At 70.3% G+C, this 18,264-nt stretch carries 17 protein-coding genes and 1 pseudogene; 12 read left to right on the top strand and 6 right to left on the bottom strand.

Annotation, left to right across the window (positions count from 1 at the left end; all coding sequences use genetic code 11):
• The 9 genes from RTG05_RS20300 (at position 1) to RTG05_RS20260 (ending at position 8,820) form a co-directional block, all read left to right on the top strand.
• Positions 1-807, top strand: a complete 807-nt coding sequence (locus RTG05_RS20300) for a CpaE/TadZ family protein (RefSeq protein WP_166526616.1) — start codon at positions 1-3, stop codon at positions 805-807.
• Positions 797-2,215 carry a TadA family conjugal transfer-associated ATPase gene (locus RTG05_RS20295; protein WP_166526615.1) on the top strand — a complete coding sequence of 473 codons (1,419 nt, stop codon included), beginning with the start codon at positions 797-799 and terminating at the stop codon, positions 2,213-2,215. The genes RTG05_RS20300 and RTG05_RS20295 overlap by 11 nt, the downstream gene beginning before the upstream one ends.
• Entirely contained in the window at positions 2,212-3,126 is a 915-nt protein-coding gene (locus tag RTG05_RS20290; protein ID WP_166526614.1) for a type II secretion system F family protein, read from the top strand. The genes RTG05_RS20295 and RTG05_RS20290 overlap by 4 nt, the downstream gene beginning before the upstream one ends.
• Positions 3,123-4,037, top strand: a complete 915-nt coding sequence (locus RTG05_RS20285) for a type II secretion system F family protein (protein ID WP_166526613.1) — start codon at positions 3,123-3,125, stop codon at positions 4,035-4,037. The genes RTG05_RS20290 and RTG05_RS20285 overlap by 4 nt, the downstream gene beginning before the upstream one ends.
• Before the next feature lie 27 nt (positions 4,038-4,064).
• Complete coding sequence (locus tag RTG05_RS20280; RefSeq protein WP_166525599.1) at positions 4,065-4,262, top strand: hypothetical protein; 198 nt, start codon at positions 4,065-4,067, stop codon at positions 4,260-4,262.
• Positions 4,263-4,389: 127 nt separating this feature from the next.
• Positions 4,390-4,734 (top strand): TadE family protein, encoded by a 345-nt coding sequence (locus RTG05_RS20275; RefSeq protein WP_166529324.1) that lies wholly within the window; start codon positions 4,390-4,392, stop codon positions 4,732-4,734.
• 26 nt (positions 4,735-4,760) lie between these two features.
• Positions 4,761-5,156, top strand: a complete 396-nt coding sequence (locus RTG05_RS20270; protein WP_315912086.1) for a TadE/TadG family type IV pilus assembly protein — start codon at positions 4,761-4,763, stop codon at positions 5,154-5,156.
• Positions 5,153-5,587, top strand: coding sequence for a pilus assembly protein TadG-related protein (locus RTG05_RS20265; RefSeq protein ID WP_166526611.1), 435 nt, complete (start codon positions 5,153-5,155; stop codon positions 5,585-5,587). The genes RTG05_RS20270 and RTG05_RS20265 overlap by 4 nt, the downstream gene beginning before the upstream one ends.
• On the top strand, positions 5,584-8,820 hold the full coding sequence (locus RTG05_RS20260; protein ID WP_166526610.1) for an AfsR/SARP family transcriptional regulator: 3,237 nt from the start codon (positions 5,584-5,586) through the stop codon (positions 8,818-8,820). Before RTG05_RS20265 ends, RTG05_RS20260 begins: the two co-directional genes overlap by 4 nt.
• Before the next feature lie 136 nt (positions 8,821-8,956).
• Here RTG05_RS20260 and RTG05_RS20255 read toward each other — a convergent pair whose 3' ends face one another.
• From RTG05_RS20255 to RTG05_RS20230, 6 genes and pseudogenes are all read right to left on the bottom strand, one after another.
• Positions 8,957-9,649: an HAD-IA family hydrolase gene (locus RTG05_RS20255; RefSeq protein WP_166526609.1), complete on the bottom strand. Its 693-nt coding sequence runs from the start codon at positions 9,647-9,649 to the stop codon at positions 8,957-8,959.
• 20 nt (positions 9,650-9,669) lie between these two features.
• Entirely contained in the window at positions 9,670-11,454 is a 1,785-nt protein-coding gene (gene glmS, locus RTG05_RS20250) for a glutamine--fructose-6-phosphate transaminase (isomerizing) (protein WP_166526608.1), read from the bottom strand.
• Between the two features lie 31 nt (positions 11,455-11,485).
• Positions 11,486-12,184, bottom strand: coding sequence for a PIG-L deacetylase family protein (locus tag RTG05_RS20245; protein WP_315912593.1), 699 nt, complete (start codon positions 12,182-12,184; stop codon positions 11,486-11,488).
• Between the two features lie 5 nt (positions 12,185-12,189).
• Entirely contained in the window at positions 12,190-13,581 is a 1,392-nt protein-coding gene (locus tag RTG05_RS20240) for a glycosyltransferase (RefSeq protein ID WP_396349617.1), read from the bottom strand.
• A gap of 31 nt (positions 13,582-13,612) precedes the next feature.
• Entirely contained in the window at positions 13,613-14,887 is a 1,275-nt protein-coding gene (locus tag RTG05_RS20235; protein WP_166526605.1) for an MFS transporter, read from the bottom strand.
• 351 nt (positions 14,888-15,238) lie between these two features.
• Positions 15,239-15,398, bottom strand: a pseudogene (locus RTG05_RS20230) (IS1380 family transposase); the annotation flags it as partial.
• Positions 15,399-16,171: 773 nt separating this feature from the next.
• Here RTG05_RS20230 and RTG05_RS20225 point away from each other — a divergent pair.
• From RTG05_RS20225 to RTG05_RS20215, 3 genes are read left to right on the top strand one after another with little or no spacing between them, the layout of a single operon-like run.
• Complete coding sequence (locus RTG05_RS20225) at positions 16,172-17,038, top strand: hypothetical protein (protein ID WP_315912084.1); 867 nt, start codon at positions 16,172-16,174, stop codon at positions 17,036-17,038.
• On the top strand, positions 17,035-17,448 hold the full coding sequence (locus tag RTG05_RS20220; protein WP_166526603.1) for a hypothetical protein: 414 nt from the start codon (positions 17,035-17,037) through the stop codon (positions 17,446-17,448). Before RTG05_RS20225 ends, RTG05_RS20220 begins: the two co-directional genes overlap by 4 nt.
• Positions 17,448-18,257 carry a hypothetical protein gene (locus RTG05_RS20215; protein WP_166529323.1) on the top strand — a complete coding sequence of 270 codons (810 nt, stop codon included), beginning with the start codon at positions 17,448-17,450 and terminating at the stop codon, positions 18,255-18,257. The genes RTG05_RS20220 and RTG05_RS20215 overlap by 1 nt, the downstream gene beginning before the upstream one ends.
• Positions 18,258-18,264: the final 7 nt, after the last annotated feature.

Here is an 18,264-nt window from a genome sequence, read left to right as displayed (position 1 = left end):
GTGCTGATCGCGCTGTGTTCGGCCAAGGGTGCACCCGGGGTGACCACCAGCGGGCTGGGGCTGGCGCTGTCTTGGCCGCGGTCGGTGGTGCTGGCCGAGCTGGATCCGGCCGGCGGGGACGTGCTGGCGGGCTACGGCCGAGGCGAGGTGCCCGCCGGCGGCCTGGCCGACCTGGAGCTCGCGGCGCGGCGGGGCGGGCTGGCCCGGCACCTGGAGACTCGGCTACTGCGACTCGACGGCGAGGGACAGAGGCGGCTGCTGCCCGGCCTGGCCGACCCCGCCATCGCCCGCCATGTGAACTGGGATCGCCTGGCCACCGTGCTGGCCTCGGTGGAGGACGGCGCCGTGGACGTCGTGGCCGATTGCGGGCGACTGCGCGCCGAGCACTTCCCGGCCGCCGTGGTCCATCGGGCTGCCGCGGTGGTGCTGGTCACCGGCTCCACGCTGCGCGCCGTACGTGCGGGTACGCAGGCGATCGCCGAACTGCGAGAGAAGGACGGACGCGCGGGCGTGCTGGCCGGGTTGGTGGTCGGGCCGGGGGAGCCGTACGGGGAGCGGGAGATTGGCGAGGCGCTCGGCGTAGCGGTCATCGGATCGCTGCCGCGGGATCCGAAGTCGGCGGCGGTGCTCAGCGATGGCGCGCCGGCCGGCCGGCTGTTCGCGCAGTCGGCGCTGCTGCGGGCCGCCCGGACGGTCGCGGCCCGGTTGGTCGAGTTCGCTGCGGCGCACGAATCCCGGCTGACGCCGCCACCCGCGACATCCGTGCTTGCGTCGGAGACCACGGTCGGGGGCGGCCGTGTCCGCTGACATCACCGATTTCCTCGACGCCGGGGCCGGGCCTCGACGACTTGACGCATCGCAGGACGCGGTGGATTGGACGCTGGTGCGCCGGCTGCACGAGGCGACGGCGTCCGCGCTGGCCGAGGAGCTCAAGCGCCGCCCGACGCTCAGCACGGTGGCGCAGCAGGAGCTGGCCCGCACGCTGATTGCCGACGGGATAGACGAGCTGGTGCGGGAGCGGATGCGGGCCGGGCAGGCGGTGCCGTCGGCGGCCGAGGAGCAGGCGCTCGCCGAGGCGGTGTTCGCTGCCCAGTTCGGGCTGGGCCGGCTGCAGCCCTACGTGGACGACCCGCTGGTGGAAAACATCGAGGCGCACGGGTACGACAACGTGTGGATCGGCTACGCCGACGGCCGAGATGTCCGCGTCGACCCGATCGCCGACTCGGACGATGAACTGGTGCGGCAGCTGCAGCACATCGCGGCCCGGCTGGGCCGCGCGGAGCGGACCCTGACCACGGCCAGCCCGCTGCTGACCATGCGGTTGCCGGACGGGTCGCGGTTGGCGGCGGTGATCGAGACGGTGCCGCGGCCGCAACTGGTGATTCGCCGGCACCGGATCCGCAACGTCGACCTCGACGACCTGGTCGGCCTTCGCGCGATTGACCGGCCGCTAGCCGAGTTCCTGCGGGCGGCGGTGCGGGCGCGCAAGAACATCGTCGTCACCGGTGCCCAGGCTGCGGGCAAGACGCTGATGCTGCGCGCGCTGGCCAACGAGCTTCCGATCGAGGAGAACCTGGCCACGATCGAGAAGCATTTCGAGCTGCTGCTGCACGAGTTGCCCGACCGACATCCGCGGGTGGTGCCGTTCGAGGCGCGGGAGGGCACCGGGGAGCGCGGCCGGGACGGCCGCCGGCTGGGTGAGGTGACGCTGACCGAGCTGGTCGAGCAGGCGCTGGTGATGAACGTGTCCCGGGTATGGCTGGGGGAGGTGCGCGGCGAGGAGGCCTGGCCGCTGATCGAGGTCATGGAGGCCGGCGAGGGCGGCTCGGCCTGCACCTTGCACGCCCGCTCGGCGCACCACGCGTTCGAGCGTCTGGCCAACCTGTGCATGCGCAACCGCGCCGCGGTCACCCCCGAGCACGCCTACCGGTCATGCGCCTCGGCGATCGACCTGATCGTCCACATCGCGACTGTGGATGAGCGGTGGATCGGGGGCGAGCGGCAGCGGTTCGTCAGCCAGGTCCTCGAGTGCAACGGCATCGGAGAGAGCGGGCGCCCGGCGGTCACCGAGGTGTTCGCACCCGGTCCGGACGGGCGTGCGGCGCCCGAGCACGACCCGGTGGACTTGGCCGACTACGTCCGGGTCGGCTTCGATCCCGGCTGGCTGCGGCCTGGCCGAGGTGACTGGCCGAGCGCCGCTGGGGGACGACGGTGAGCGGCACGGCGCTGCTGGCCGGCGTGTGCGGGGCGCTGCTGGTCGGTGGCCTGCTGCTGGCCGCGCACGCGCTCACCGCCCCCGCGGCCACGGCCCGCCCGCCGAGGCGGCGCAGGTTGCCTCCGACGGTGCACGCTGATCGTCAGACATCGCGGCGACAACGGGCGCTGTGGGTGGCTGGCGGCGTGGCGGCGGCTACGGTGTGGCTGGCCTCGGGCTGGCCGGTCGGTGGCGTGCTGGCCGGGCTGGCGGTGGTCGGCGTGCCGTGGCTGCTGACGCAGTTCTCCGCCGGCAACGCCGCGGTGGAGCGGCTGGAGGCGCTGCAGGAGTGGGTGCGGCGCGCTTCCGACGTGCTGGCCGCGGGCGGCGGGTTGGAGCAGACGCTGATCCGCTCCGCGCGCACCGCGCCCCAGCCAATCGCGGCGGAGGTGGCGGCCCTGGCCGCGCGGCTGCAGGCCCACTGGCCGACGTCCCGGGCGCTGCTTGCTTTCGCCGACGACCTCGATGACGCCGCCGGGGACTTGGTCGTCGCCGCCCTGCTGCTGGGTGCGGAGCTGCGCGGGCCGGGGCTGGCGCGAGTGCTGACCGAGCTGGCGGGAAGCCTCACCGAGGAGGTCACTATGCGCCGCAAGGTCGAGGCCGACCGCGCCAAGCCGCGGGCCAATGCCCGCTGGCTGCTGCTGATCACGGTCGCCGCGGCCGGGCTGGCCGCGCTCAACGGCGACTACCTGACGCCCTACGGCACCGGGCTGGGGCAGCTGGTCCTGGCTGTCATCGCCGCGCTCATGGTGGGCTGCCTACTGTGGATGCGCCGGCTCACCGCGCCGGCGCCGCCGGTCCGCTTTCTGGTCAATTCTGACCGCAGAGGATGGGCTGCCGGTCTCGAGCCGGAGGAGGTGCCGGCCCGGTGAGCGGCCCCCAGGTGTGGCTGATCGGCTGCGGCGCGGTCGTCGGGCTCGGCGCGTTCCTGCTGGTGCGAGCGGTCCTGGTGGTCGAACAGCCGCGGCTGGCCGACGCGCTGGCCCGTCTCGACGGGCGCCCGGCGCCAGTTTCGGTCGGTTCGATGCCGCCGACGAGCGACCGGTGGGCACGGGCGACCGGCCGCGCCGGCACCTGGGCCGCAGCCCGACTGCCCGCCGGCGCGTTGCGAGGGCCGTCCCAGGCGCTGGCGTTGATCGGCTGGACCCCGGAGGGCTACGCCGCCCGCAAGGTCGGCCTCGCCGCGTTCGGCGCGGTCGTCGTGCCACTGCTGACCGCCGTGCTCGGGATGATCGGTGTCCGGCTGCCCGTGGTGGTGCCGGTGGCTGGGTCGCTGGCGCTGGCCGGCGTCCTCTTCTTTATCGTCGACCTCGTCGTGCGTGACCAGGCCGCCGAGGCACGTGGCCAGATGCGCCGGGCGCTGTGTTCCTATCTGGACCTGGTCAGCCTGCGCCGCGACGCCAGTGAGGGCCCCACCATTGCCCTGGAGCGGGCCGCCGCGCTCGGGAATGGGTGGGTGTTCCGGCGGATCGTCGATGCGCTGGTCGCCGCGCGGCTGGCGGGTGAGGCACCGTGGGACGGGCTGCGTCGGCTGGCGGCGGACACCGGCGTGGGTGAGCTGGCCGACGTCGCCGACATCGCCGCGGTCGCCGCCGTGGAGGGCGCCTCGATCGCCCCGACGCTGCGGGCCCGCGCGCAGTCGCTGCGGGTGCAGCTGCTGGCCGAGGAGGAGGCCGCCGCCAACACCGCCAGCGAGAAACTCACCGCCCCGGTGGCGCTGCTGTCGATTGCCTTTCTGCTGCTGTTCCTCTACCCCGCCCTGGCCCGACTCATGGCCAGCTGACCCGAGCTCCGACCCGAAGGAAGTCCGATGACCGAGCTGATCACCACCCTGATGGCCCTCGGCGCAGGCCTGCGCGAGCGGCTCCGCGCCGTCCGCGACGAACCCGAGCGGGGCTCGCTGTCGGTCGAGCAGGTGATCATTACCGTGGCGCTGGTCGCCATCGCCGTCGCTCTCGTGGCGGTGATCGCCAACGCGGTCACGTCCCGCTCGTCCCAGATCCAGTAGCCGGCCCGTGGCCCGCCCCGCCGGCCCACGCGGCCCCGCGCCGGCGTCCCGGCCCAGCCCTCTCTGTGGCAGCCGGGCCGGCCGCGGGCTGCGCCGACGGCTGCCCGGGGAGCGCGGCGCGGCATCGGTGGAGCTGGCGATCACCTTCCCGGTGGTCCTGCTGCTGGTCATGACGCTGATCCAGGCGGCGCTGTGGTTCTACGCACGCTCGATCGCCCTCGGCGCGGCGCAAGAGGGCGCCCGGGAGGGCCGGGTGCAGCCCGCGTCGACCGACCGCGCCCAGTCCGCGGCCGAGGGCTTTCTCGACCAGACCGCGCAGGATCTGCTCACCGCCCGGGACGTGACCGTGGCCGGCTCGCCGGCCAGCATCGAGGTGACGGTGACCGGCATTTCGCTCAGCCTCTTCCCCGGCCTGTCCGGCTGGTCGGTGACCCAGACCGCCGTCGGCCCCGTCGAACGGCCTACGCCATGAGCGGCCACATCGGGGAGCGGGGATCGGTGTCGGTCGAGCTGGCGCTGCTGGCCCCGGCGTTGCTCCTGCTGCTGTCTTTGGCCGTCGTCGCCGGACGCACCCAGATCGCCGAGGGCGCCGTCGAGGAAGCCGCCCGTGCTGCCGCCCGGGAAGCGTCGCTGGCACGCGACCCGGCCACCGCGGCGGCCTCCGCCGCTACGCAGGCCGATCGCACATTGGCCGCCCAGGACGTGCGCTGCCAGCGCACCACCGTCGACGTCGACACTGCCGGCTTTCAGGCGCCACCCGGTCAGCCCGGCGACGTCACCGTGTCGATCACCTGCATCGTTGGCATGGCGGATTTGCTGGCGCCCGGGCTGCCCGGGGCCGTGACCGTCGAGGCCGTCTTCACCAGTCCCGTCGACGCCTTCCGCGAACGATGAGCCTCCGACAGCTGGACGCCGAACGCGGGTCGATCGCCGTCTTCTTGGCCCTCCTAGTCCCCGGGCTGCTGCTGATCATCGGCTTGGCCGTCGACGGTGGCGCCAAGGTGGCCGCCACCCAGCGGGCCAACGCAGTCGCCGACGAGGCCGCCCGAGCCGGCGGACAGGCGCTCGACGTCTCCGCCGCCCTCGCCGGACAAGTGCAGGTCGACCCGATCGCCGCAGTTGCCGCGGCGCGGGACTACCTCGATCGCAACGGCGTCGAGGGGCAGGTGAGCGTCGTCGACGGCGACACCCTGCAGGTGACCACGACAATCTCCCAGCCGACCATCTTCCTCGGCCTGGTCGGCATCTCCACGTTCACCGTGGAGGGCTTCGGCACCGCCGACCTCGTCACCGACGACGACCAGAACGGGGGAGCGGGCCGATGACCAGCCGACCGCGAAGCCTCGATCCGCTGCGTCGGGTGCTCGCCCTGCTGGTGCTGGTGGCCGCCGTCCTCGGCGTTCCGATCGGACTGGGGCGGCTCGGCGGCGCCTACCTGCCCGACGACGTCCCCTCCTGGGCGAAGGTCACCGCTGCTCTGAGCGGACCGGACACCGGCTCGGTCTTCCTCGGCCTGCTCGTGGTGATCGGCTGGGCCGCCTGGGCGTGCTTCGCCCTATCTGTGGTCATCGAGCTCGTCAGCCAGCTGCGCGGCCTGCCGCCGCTGCGGCTGCCCGGCCTGAGGGCCCCCCAGCATCTGGCCGGCCTGCTGGTGGCCGCCGTCCTCGGCGTCGGCAGCGGACCACTCTTGGCCGCCCCGGCCCTGGCCGGCCCGCCGGTCGTCGCCGAGCAGCCTGGTGGCCACGACGAGCCGCCGCCCGTACTCGAACCGGAACCGGAGTCCCCGCCGACCCCGCAGGCCGCGGCCGGCTCCACCTACACGGTGCAGCCGCGCGACACCCTCGGCCGCATCGCCGCCCGGTACCTGGGCGACTGGACGCGGTTCGAGGAGATCCTGGAGCTCAACCGGGGCCGGCCGCAGCCCGACGGCGCGACCCTCACCGATCCGGCGCTGATCCGCCCCGGCTGGGTGCTCGTCCTCCCGCCCGACGCAACCCTCCCGGAGCCTGGATCAACTGCCGCTGAGGTGACGGTGCAACCGGGCGACACCCTCGCCGAGATCGCCGAGCAGCACGGCCTGCAGCACTGGCAGCCGATCTTCGACCTCAACGCCGGCGAACCGCAGCCCGGCGGCGGCCGATTCACCGACCCCGACCTCATCCGCCCCGGCCAGGTCCTCGACCTTCCGCCCGCCGACAACGCTGTCCCCACGCCGACCCCGCCCGCCGATCGCCAGCCGCCCGCCCCAGAGGAGACACCGGCGCCACCTCCGCCGGGCGAGAACGAGCCCGCCACCCCCGCCGAATCGGCGCCGCCATCGGCTGCCTCGCCGCCGGAGAGCGCGTCCGGCGAACCGGAGCGCCCGGCCGCTGATGAGGACCGTGACGCCGACGGGGACCACTCATCGTCGGAGCTGGCAGCCGTCCTCACCGGCAGCGGCGCGCTGCTCGCCGCCGGCCTGGGCGCGGCGTGGCTGGCCCACCGCCGGCAGCGTCTGCGCGACCGTCGTCCCGGCCGACGGCTGACGCCTCTGCCGGCGACGCTGTCCGCCACCCAGGAGACCGTAACCGCGGCCGCGGAGGCCAGCCGGGTCGACTACGCCGCGCTCGACCTCGCGCTGCGCGGCCTCGCCCTGCGAATCTCCGCCGACCCCGACGGGCGGCTGCCCGACGTCCTCGCCGCCCGCCTCGACGGCCCCCGGCTGGATCTTCGGCTGCACACTCCGGCCGACCGGCCGCCGCCTACCCCCTGGACCGCCGACGACACCGGTCTGTGGTGGTCTGCCCAGCTTGACCACGGCCCGGGCATCGACACCGACGCTGCCCGTGCCCGTCTGGCGCCGTATCCCACACTGGTCACCATCGGCACCGACGGCGGCCGCCGCTGGCTGCTGGACCTGGAACGCATCGGCGCACTGCACCTTCATGGACCAGCCAGTCATCGGGAGAACTTCGCCCGTCACCTGGCCGCCGAACTGGCCGTCAACAGCTGGTCGGATCTGCTGACCGTGACCACCGTCGGCTTCGGCGAGGAACTGGTCGACCTCGCCCCGCACCGCATCCACCCGGTCGACACCGCCGCCGACGCCGAGCTCCTCGCCGCCCTACGCGACACCGGCGCCCGCGACACCAGAGACGTACTGGATGGGCGGCTCCGGGCGGGGATGGGCGACGGCTGGATGCCGCAGATCGTCCTCGCCTCCGATCCGCCACCCGACGGCGGCGAGCTAGCCGCACTCGCCGCTCTCCTGCAGGGCCGGGACGAGCGCGCGCCGGTCGCCGTGGTGCTCGCTGCCGATCCGGCGCAGACCAGCGGCCAGTGGCAGGTGACGCTGGCCCACGACGGGACGCTGCTCGTCCCGGCGCTGGGGCTGCAGCTGCCGGCCCCACAGTTGACCGCCCAGCAGGCCCGCGACATCGCCACCCTGTTGGCCTTCGAACGCGACACCGAGGACCAGCCCATCCCCGCCGCCGACGGCGACCGCCCCTGGCAGACCCACACCGACGCCGCCGGCGCCCTGCGCGGCCACGTGTCATTCCCGGAAACCACCGCACCACCCGCCCATGTGACCTCCCCCCGGCTGGCCCGACGTCCGTCCTCCACTCCGGCGGCACTCGACTCGCCGCCGCCCGGGCCGACCGAGACCCACACCGGAACCCCGTCGGCGATCACCGAGGAGGCCCAGGCGGCCGAGGATTCGGCGCCGGCCGAACTCCGCGAACGGATCGAGGACGACCTCGAGCAACTCGACCGCGACCTCGCCGATTGGTGGGACCCCAACTGCACCCGGCCACGGCTGACCCTGCTCGGGCCGGTCACCCTGCGCGCGCACGGCGATGAGCAGGCGGTCGCCAGGTCCGGACTGCGTCGCCGCTACGAAGAGACGGTCGCCTACCTCGCCACCCGCCCGCACGGCGCCGCCCCCGACGAGGCGGCGACCGCGCTGCAACCGGCCCGCGGCGGCAAGACCGACCCGGTCAGCACCCGCGCCTACGTCCACCGGGTCACCGCCGGCGCCCGCGCGTGGCTCGGCACCGACCCCACCACCGGGCAGAAACACCTCAGCTCCGGCCACCACGGCCGCTACCGGCTGACCGGCGTGCTCGTCGACGCCGACCTGTTCCGCCAGCTGCGCGCCCGCGCCGGAGTTCGCGGCGACGACGGCCTGCCCGACCTGCGGGCCGCCCTGCAGCTGGTGTCCGGGCCGCCGTTTGCCCAGCGTCCCGCTGGCTACGAGTGGCTCGACGGTCTCGATCTCACGCTCACCGCGGCCGTCTGTGACGTCGCCCACCAGGTCGTCACCGCCGCCCTCACCGCCGACGACCTCGACGCCGCCCGCACCGCCGCCGCCACCGCGCTGCTCGTCGCACCCGACGACGAGAAGGCTCTGCTCGATGCCATGGAGGTCGCCTACCGCGAGGGCAACCGCGCCGAAGCCGAGACCTACATCGCTCGCATCGTCGAGGTCCACGACGGCGACGACGAGATGGACCTTCCACTGAGCACCGCCGAGGCCATCAACCGCGTCCGCCGGCGGTACCTGGACCGTGCCTGCTGAGCAACCCAGCCGCCCAGCCGCCCGCTCAGGTGCCCCGACCGGGGGAAGTGCCAGGCTCGGCCGACGGGCAATGGTGCTGTGTTGGAAGGCCAATATTCCGAGCGGTGTGGTCAAGATCTAAATGGACTCACGTGCCTCATGTACGCCAATGAAACGTTATATCCCCCAATGACGCGACCACCAGGTCCGCCACCTCCTCCAGTCCATGGCTTCCTCCATCGGGGTCGTACCCGATCACAAATAGGCCAGCCTTCTTTGCCGAAGTGGCTCCCTTGATGCTGTCCTCGACAGCGACGACCGAAGGTGCTACGAGGCTCATCGAGTCGAGTGCCTTCTGGTAGGGCTCCGGGTCTGGTTTTCCGCGCCTCACATCATCAGAGGTGATCAGCACGTCTGGGTCCTTGAAGCCGGCCGACCGTAGCCGTGCGCAAGCCACCGATCGGCATCCGTTGGTGACGACCGCGCGCAGGTCGCCGGGGACCTGGGCGTAGAGCTTCTTGGCCCCTGGTACTCCCCGTGAGTTGTTCGCCAACAACTCTTCCCGTTCTTGGATCTGTCGCACCTGAAGCTCGGTATCCAGATGGGGAGCGACCAAGCGGACAAAGTCATAGTCGGTCATCGACTGGAACTCTGCCTGCATCCCTTCGACGTCGACCCCGGTCCACAGGGACCATGCGGCGAGGGCCTGAGCAATCTGTGTCGATGAATCGACCAGCACGCCATCCATGTCGAAGAATACGGCCGTGCACGGGTGGATGAACATCGCTTCGTCACTGCGGGGGATGCGCACCCGACAAGATCCGTTGAGAGCTCGTTGGTTCTGCTCCACGCACGCGGACCTCATGACAGTCATACCGTCACGCTCTTGGCCAGGTTGCGCGGACGATCGACGTCGCGCCCCAGAATCCCGGCGCAGTGGTAAGCCAGCAGTTGTAACACCACTCCGGCCAGGAGACCATCGACCGACGGGTCCAACGCCGGGATGCGTAGAACGTGGTCAGCCGCAAGGTTGTCCGAGTCTCCTTGAACCACGGCAATTATTCTTCCCCCACGAGCACGCAGTAGTTCTACCGTCGCCGCACCGGCATCGAACTGACCAGGACCGACCAACAGGATGCTGAGGTGATCCTCGGACACGAGCGACAGCGGTCCGTGCTTGAGTTCGGTGGACTGATAAGCCTCAGCGTGAATGTAGGTGATCTCTTTTAGCTTCTGAGCGCCTTCTCGGGCGGTGGCCCAGTACCTCTCTCGGCCCAGGAAGTACATGCTGCGGTACTCCGAGCAGATGGTAGCGAGTTCCCGAACCTTTTCGGACAGCGCAAGGCACTGCTTAACCGCCGATGGCACGAACGCGACGCCGGCTGGCATCCAGGCGGATGCCGGCCCTGCCTCACTATCAGCAGCGGTGAAGTGCTTCAGCAGGTGCGTCACCAGAAGTCCGGAAAGCAACATGTTCGTCACAACCTTGGTCGAGGCGACGGATACCTCCGGTCCGCAGCCGAGTTGGATGACGTGTTCGGACTCGCGGGCCAAGGAGCTTTCGGGAACGTTGACGACCGACACCGTCATCTGCTGATGGGCGCGGAGATAACGTGCGGCCTTCAAAGTGTCCAGAGTCTCCCCTGACTGACTGATGATCACGTAGAGGCACCGGTGATCTAGCACCGGGTTTCGCTCCACGAAGTCCAGAGCTGGTTCCGCGTCAGCAGGGATCCGCGCGATGGATTCCACCAGGAGAGCAGATTGCTGTCCGGCGTAGTACGCCGATCCGCAGCCCAGGAACTTTACTCGGGAGACCCCCGCGTAGACTTGGCGCTCGCCTTCGAGAAGCCAGTCGAAGCTCTGGAAGTATGTGTCGATGAAATCGGATGTCGTTTCAACCTGTTGCCAGATCTCTTTTGACATGAAATCCGGAAACCCGTACGTCGTGTATTCCGATGATAAAGTGGTCATTGTTCTCCAAAAGTTTTCGGCAGGCTCGGACTCGGGAGTAATTTCGAAAGTTTCTCCGTCGGCCAAGACTCCGTATTCGTCGCACCATTCCGTCAACGCCGCGAGGTCCGAAGCGACGTAGCGACCTGTCTTTCCTCGGCCCAGGAGCAGGGGGCTGTGCTTGGCGGAGGCGACCAGACGGTCCGGGCGCTGTGCGTCGAGGATCAGGACCGCGTAAGCTCCTTCGATCTTCGAGGTGGTCTTCTCTACGGCCGTTCGCAGGTCGTCACCTCGGTCTAGGCGCTGTTCGATCAGGTGCGCAAGGCACTCGCTGTCGGTGTCAGAGACTGGCTCGATCCCCGCCTCGCGGACTGCTTCCCGAAGGTGCCCGATGTTTTCGATCATCCCGTTGTGGACCACAGCTACCCGTCCGCTACTGCTGCGGTGGGGATGCGCATTGGTAGCGGTCGCAGGTCCGTGGGTCGCCCATCTGGTGTGTCCGAGGCACGTGGCCGAATTCTCGGCATTAGCGCGTCGGCTCAGCTCGGAGACAGGGCCTGCGCACTTGTGCACACGGACGGTGTCGTCATCTGGGTAGCCAATGCCGGCGGAGTTGTATCCTCGGTATTCCAGTGAGTGCAGCATGGATAGGACGACCTCGACTGCTCGGGCGTCTCCAATGGCTCCTGCGATTCCACACATTCCAGCTGTCTCCTCGGTGGTGAAGTATGGGTTACTTAAGGTCGAAGATGAGGTCCGCGGGTGAGGCTGGGAAGACATGTGCTCGGCGAAAGCCTTCGGCGTGTTCGACTCCGCACTGAAGACCTCGAATACTGGACTGCTTCTCGAGGAAGTCAAGGTAGTCAATCCCTTCGGAGCGGCGCATCCATTCGTTCTGGCTCCGGTGGCAGCGCAGCATCTGCCGCTTCGCCTCGATCGTTTCGGAGATATCGACCCACTGCTCCGGGGCGCTGCCGATGAGGGCCAGGTTGTCCATGTAAACGACCTGTGGAGTCCTCTCCAGAGTTGGTGACTGCGTCTCGAACAGCGGGGCGGTGGCCAGCTGGCGACAGGCCAGGGTGATCAGTCCGGCGCACCTGTGGTCAGGGTGGTAGTCGTTTGGAGAGTGGGCGAGGACCAGGTCCGGTGCAAAGTCACGGAGGCTCTCGGCCACCAACGATCTGGTGTCCCGGTCGTCGGTCAAGAATCCGTCGGGCCGCCCGATCCAATAGATTCCGGCGCCGATGATGGCCGCGGATTCCTGGGCCTCGCTGCGACGGATCTGCGCAGTCTGTTCGGATGAACCGGTGTCCGATCCGAGGGAGCCGTCGGTCAAGATGCACATCGCTACCTCATGGCCCTGTTGCCGGTATTTCGCCAACGTGCCCGCGGCCAGGATCTCAATGTCGTCCGGGTGGGCTCCCACAGCCATGATCTTCACAGGTGATGTCCTTTCGCGAGGTCGTCGATCAGATCCAGCTCGGAGAGGAAGTGCTTGTTCGGCAGGAACAGGTTCCGGACCCGTTCCCGAGCCGCCGATCCCATCTCCTGACGAGAGGCCGAGTCGTTGAGCAACGAGTCGACGGATCGAGCGAACTGCTGAAGGTCGTCCCAGTCCACGAGCACGCCGGAGGTGTCGTGCTCGATCTGCAGGGAAATCCCACCCACGTCCGAGGCGACGACCGCCGTGCCTTTCCACATAGCTTCGGCGACAGTCAGGCCGAAGCCCTCCGAGACGCTCTTCTGGGCGACCACAGCAGCGTGCGTCTGAGCGGCGTTGACGGCCATGGCGTTGGCGGTCCTGTCGCCCATTGGGAGACAGACCAGTTGGCATCGGCGGCGCACCGGTTCCGGAAGTTTCTTGTAGAGCGAGACGCAACGCTCGAAGTACTCCTCGGCCTCTGGGTCGTCGGCCACTCCGGTCACCTCAGGTCCGATCAGCGACAGGTACGCCTCGGTGTCGTCGACCAGGTGCTCGGCGAATGCTGTAAGGACGCCCTCCATGTCTTTGACGGGGTCCCACCTGGAGACCTGGGCGAGCATCGGGGTGGAGGTTTTCGGAGCCGGCCCCTCACGGACGATTGTGGCGCGGCGGGTCGCTTTGGACTGCTGGTCCCCGGACACGATGCCCCAATCGGCGAGCACATCCGCGGCATGCCCGGCGTTCATCCGGGCATTCTTAGGTGATCCAGGGTCGATGAACGGGGTGATGGTGTAGAGGGGTCGGGACGTCATCCACGCCGGGCTGAAGTGGGGCATCGTGAAGGCGAAGGCACTCACCTCGGTGAGGTAGCGGTGGAGGAATGCCCACGACCGCTCGGTGTGCTCGTTGGGGCGGTCCGCCCCGTTGTGGGCGCGCCAGATCGGTGTTGCTCCGATCCGGCTGATCTCTGCCACCAATCCGGCGGTCTGAGGGTCGTGCAAGAAGACGAAGTCGCCGGACCTAACATGGTCGCGCAGGCCCGCGGCGGCTTCACGACTGGTATTCGAGTAGGTCTTGTGCTCGGCCTCTCCCAGGGCTCCTCCATCTCCCGAGATCCCGGAGATGCCGTTGTCGACGCGCTTGGTGACCTCGAAGAACTCGGGGCTGGCCTGGATCACCAGCCACCGAATATCGAGGCCGATCTCGCGTCCGTATCCGACCAGCGGGGCGATCATCTCGGCAACTCCTCCACCTGCTGCGGTCGAGTTGACGTGCCAGACGGTCGGTCCTCGGTCAGCAGACCCGCGGCATTGTTGGACCAGGGCGCTGCGGTCCTGTGGGGTGAGATGCTCATAAAGCCGCTCGATGGAGTATCGGCCGACCTGGATGGCTTGAAGGTGCGCCATGTAGACGTGTCCTTTCTGGGAGTTGGTGGAGTCAGCCGTGCAGGGCTGCGCTCTGTGGGATGGCATCAGGTGGGCTACGGCGGACAATGACGATGCCCATGCAACTGAGCGCCGCCACGGCGGCGAAGGCGATGGGCAAACCGATGACGTCGGCGGCGAAGCCGATCACGGGCGGTCCACCGAGATATGCGATGTACCCAACAGCGCTGACCCGCGCGGTCATCGCCGCGGCGCGTGCAGGTGCCGATCGGCTGGCACGGGAAAGGGACACGGGGAAGACCGGGCCGAGGACCAGCCCGACCAGGCCGATGGCCACGACCATGGCCAGGGGATGGGCGACCACAGAGCCGAACGCCACGAGGCAGGCCACGAGTATGGCAATGGTCATCAGAACCCTGCGTTCCTCGAAACGGTTGAGTACCGTGTCGCCGGCTGAGCGGGAGATGAACATGGCGAGGCTGAACACGGCCAAGGCGGTGGCTCCCAAGGAGGCCGGCGCTCCAAGGTCGCGGGTGATCAGGAGGGCCGACCAGTCGGTGACGAGACCCTCGATCAGCAGGCCAGAGAAGGCGAGCACCGCGATCGCCAGGGGCAAGCGGGAGCGCCCGTTCCGCGACAGAATCTGGGTGTCTTCGGCCTCTCGTTCGGCGGGGCCCCAGGGCTGGGACCACAGCGTCGGAGCGCCCACCAGGGTCAGGACCACAAGGAGGACGGCGACGACAAGGAAGTGCCCGGTCACTGTGGCGCCAACGTGTGTGGCGATAACCCCGCCGACAGCGCCAGCGAGCACGCCCAGGCTGTACCCGCCGTGTAGCCGGGACAGGACCCGCTGACCGGTGTGCTGCTGGTAGGTGATGCCGGCGGTGTTCATGGCGACGTCGAGGACGCCGCTGGACGCCCCGAGCAACATGAGCACCGCGGTCAGCTGCCAAACGTCGTCGACGGCGCCGATCAGGGGCAGCGACGCGCTGAAGATCAGGGCGGTGACCACGCAGACCGGTGCTGATCTCAGATGATTGAGTATCCGAGCCGTGAGCAGCAGTGCGGGGACCGATCCTGCGGCGACGCCGAACAAGGCAATGCCCAGTCCGCTGTCGCTGAGATCGAGGAAGTGCTTGACCTCTGGAATGCGCGGGGCCCAGCTGGAGAGAACGGCCCCGTTGACGAAGAAGACGGTCCAGAGATGAGCGGCGACAGAACGGTTGCGTGTCGAATACAAAGCGACCCTCAGGCCGCCCTGACGACTACACTTCGCCTTTCCCCCGGACGGACAGGAGAGGCGGTCTGTGACCTTGCAGAACTTCACGGTACCAGTCGAAGCCGGGCGTCTGCAAAGTCTCGAATGCTGGGCCTAGCCCGGATCTTGCATGGGTCGGCCGCGTGAGCCGGTGGCGGGTTCTTGACCGCCGTGGTCGGTGATTCTGCGTTGGGGGTGTGACAGCTGGCCCCGTGTCGTCGGGGTGGTCGCCGGGCTCCACGGGTCCGGGCGGTCGCTGGTCGTCGGGGCGGGTGGCGCCATGGTTAGCCGGGCGGCCAAGGCGTCAAGCCGGCGGAGGCCGTTAAGAGCCAGGCCAGTGAACGGCGCTGGTCGGGCGAGGTGCAACCAGGTGCGCCGGCCTATGGTGGCGAGGGTCTGCATTTAGGCGGACTAGATCTGGACTAGATCGCCGGCGAGCGCGACGATGGCGCACCAGATCTGGTTCTGCGCGACGTCGTGCAGCGGCCGGTTGGCCAGGCCGCTGTCTTCGGCGCAGCGGATGCCGGTCCTCGGCGCGGGCCCGGCAGCGGTGCCGCAGCTCGAGGTCGGCGAGCTGGCCGGGCCGTGGTACGACGACCCAGCTCGAGAACTCGCCCAGCACGCCCGCGACGACATCATCCGAGCCAACAGCAGCTGCAGCGGGTCGGCGCCCCGCTGCTGCCCGGCAAGTTCGTCGCCGAACTGGGGTTCGCCTTCTAGCGGTTCCTGCTCGCCCGCCGCCACACCGCCACCCTGTGGCCGGCGCTGCGACCCGCCCTTCCGTATTTGCCCGGATCCGATCGGCGCCTGCTGGAGCCTCCGGTCGCCCGGTCGCCCGGTCGCCCGGTCGCCCGGTCGCCGGTTGCACGTGCTGCGCAACCGCGTGGCCCACCACGAGCCGCTGCTGGCCGAGCCGCTGCCCGACCGCTACACCGACCTGCTCGACGTCGCTGGGCTTCGTTCACCCGCAGCTGCGCAGCTGGCTCGACACCCACAATCTGCTTGCCGGTCACGGTCGCCCAGCGTCCCTGAAGAGGAGCGGATCAAGGGCACAGCGCCAGCCGGCGCGCGGCGTGAGCTCCTCCGGTAATCCTCCAGTAGTCCCCCGGTGGCGGGGCCGTCCGTCACTGCGCGCTGCGTCGGCACACCCCTGATCTCCGGACGGGACCTCCGAGAAGTTGCCGACTGGAGGACTACTGGAGGTTGGGGCGACACGGTCGACGCATGCAGAGCACAGCGCGGCGTCGGGGATCGAGGCGCGGCCGGATGAGCCGTAACGCGCCGCCGTCGGCGTCGATGGCGATCGCAAGCCCCATGGATCCCGGTGGGACGCGGCCGATGACGGTGCAGGCGATGCGAGCGGCCGTTATCGCGATCCGCGCCGGGATCTTCGACGACGTCAGCGAGGTCGACGACGTCTGCGCAGGCCACGCGTCCAGCGCTGCGGTCGCCCGGACTGCCTGCCGGCCGGCTGCCGGTCCGATGCCGTGGGCGGGAGACGATGTCGGCGGCCCCATGGTCCTCGCCGCGGCCGGCCACGCTGGGGCCGGCGCGTCGACGGTCGCCTTGGCGGTCGCGGAGGGGCTGGCGGAGAGCCGGCGGGTGCATCTGGTCGACTACGCCGAGCCGGTCCGGTCGGGGCTGGTGGCGGCCTCGTCCATCGAGCTGGGCACGGACGGGGCCGGGTGGCGGCACGGTCGCCGCGGTGGACTGGATGTCTTCCGCCTCGCTCGCCGCTCCGCCGACGGGGAGCTGCCGCCGGTGCCGGAGACCGACGACGCCGAACGACTGGTGGTGGTCGATGCGGGTTGGTCGCTGACCTGTGCGCTGCTCGACTTCCCCGGGTCGCTGGTCCGCGGGGCGATGGTCGTCGTCGTCACTCGGGTGACGGTGCCGGCGGTCCGGCAGACCGAGCACCTGCTGGGGGCCGTCGACGGGACCGCGGTAGTGGCCGCGGTGGGCCCGGCGCGCTGGCCCCAGGTGGTGGAGGCCAGTTGCGGTCCGCAGCTTCGTGAGCTTCGGGTGCGGGGCCGGGTGGTCCCGGTGCCGGTCGACCGGCGACTGGAGCCCGCCGGGTTGACCGGGGACCGGCTGCCGAAGCCGGTGGCGGCCGCCGGCCGGGCGCTGGCCGCGCTCCTGGTCCCGAGTGGGTCGCCGCAGCCTCGGCATCGGCGCCGGCCGGCGTGGTCTGGGACCGGTCCGGCGGGGCACACCCGGTGACCGGCGGATTCAGCAACGCCCCGGTCGCCGTTCGGGCGGCCGTGACGGTTGTACTCGTCCTCGCCGGGCTCGTCCTGCTGGGCGCGGAGCCGGCCGTCGCTGCACCGGCCGAGACCGCAGCGGTGGCTGCACCTGCTCCCGAGGAGGACACCGGGATCTGTCCGGAGGCGCCGCCGGGGATGCAGTCCTTCGCCGATGACGTGACCGCCTGGGCGAAGTGGGGTGTGCTGGCGCTGATCGGCATCGGCGCGGTGGTGTCCCTGGGCTCGATCCTGGTCGGGCGGATCTTCTCCCATCCGCACGCGTCCCGGTACGGAGCAATGGGCGTCGCGGTCGTGGTGCTGGTGGCGATCACCTACACGGTGATCCTGACGATCCTGGACTCGATTACCGGCAGCGGGTGCACCTGATGAACCGCCGTCCGGGACATCCGGGAAGTGATGGGTCGGAGTGGGGCCCGGCCCGGTTGGTAGCGCTCCTTGTGGTCGGCGTTCTGGTGGCGCTGGCGTTGCTGGCCGGGCTGGTCTTCGCGGTCGTCGGCGCGCTGACCGAGGACGGGCCTAACGCCACGGAGGGCGGGCAACAGGCTGCCGCCCCAACGACGGAGATGTCCCGGGAGGACGCACTCGCCGCCGCCCCCATGCCGTCTGCTGAACCGGAGGCGGCGCTGCCTGGCCCGCTGGCCAGCGAGGCTGTCGGAGTGCTTGAGCTGCCGCGCCCTACCGGCGTCGGTGCCGCCGACGTGCCGACCGGCTTTCCGGACACGCCGGAGGGGGCGCTGGCGCAGCTGGCGGCGATCGACGTGACCGCGATGCAGAGCGGCTCGTTGGACGGCGTGCGGCAGGTCATCGCCGCGTGGGCCGCGCCGGGCGGCCCCACCGGCCAGACGTGGTCCGGCGTGGAAGGCATGGCCAGCCTGCTGTCGGCCGCCGGCCTGTCCGGGGCCGGGTTGCCACAGCTGAGCATCGTGGTCCGACCTGTCATGGGGCTGGTCAAGGGCACGGTGGGGCCGGAGTTCGCGGTGGTGTGCGTGAACTTCGAGTTCACCGTCACCGTGGCGCAGACCTCCCGGATCGCGATCGCCGACTGCCAGCGCATGGCCTGGACCGGCGGACGGTGGGTGATCGGGCCGGGGGCGGAGCCGGCGCCGGCGCCGTCGGTCTGGCCGGGCACCGAGGCGGCGATCGCCGCCGGCTGGCGGGATCTGCGCTATGCCTAGTCCCCGG

This window comes from Geodermatophilus sp. DSM 44513 (genome assembly GCF_032460525.1).
Taxonomy (GTDB): domain Bacteria; phylum Actinomycetota; class Actinomycetes; order Mycobacteriales; family Geodermatophilaceae; genus Geodermatophilus.
This window is presented reverse-complemented; position numbering and strand designations above follow the sequence as displayed.

Excerpts from the sequence above, each read along its gene's own strand:
- RTG05_RS20240 (WP_396349617.1), bottom strand. The coding sequence starts at position 13,581 with ATGGCGCACCTTCAAGCCATCCAGGTCGGCCGATACTCCATCGAGCGG.
- RTG05_RS20245 (WP_315912593.1), bottom strand. The coding sequence starts at position 12,184 with ATGGCTGTGGGAGCCCACCCGGACGACATTGAGATCCTGGCCGCGGGC.
- RTG05_RS20280 (WP_166525599.1), top strand. The coding sequence starts at position 4,065 with ATGACCGAGCTGATCACCACCCTGATGGCCCTCGGCGCAGGCCTGCGC.
- RTG05_RS20215 (WP_166529323.1), top strand. The coding sequence starts at position 17,448 with ATGAACCGCCGTCCGGGACATCCGGGAAGTGATGGGTCGGAGTGGGGC.
- glmS (WP_166526608.1), bottom strand. The coding sequence starts at position 11,454 with ATGTGTGGAATCGCAGGAGCCATTGGAGACGCCCGAGCAGTCGAGGTC.
- RTG05_RS20225 (WP_315912084.1), top strand. The coding sequence starts at position 16,172 with ATGCGAGCGGCCGTTATCGCGATCCGCGCCGGGATCTTCGACGACGTC.
- RTG05_RS20265 (WP_166526611.1), top strand. The coding sequence starts at position 5,153 with ATGAGCCTCCGACAGCTGGACGCCGAACGCGGGTCGATCGCCGTCTTC.
- RTG05_RS20260 (WP_166526610.1), top strand. The coding sequence starts at position 5,584 with ATGACCAGCCGACCGCGAAGCCTCGATCCGCTGCGTCGGGTGCTCGCC.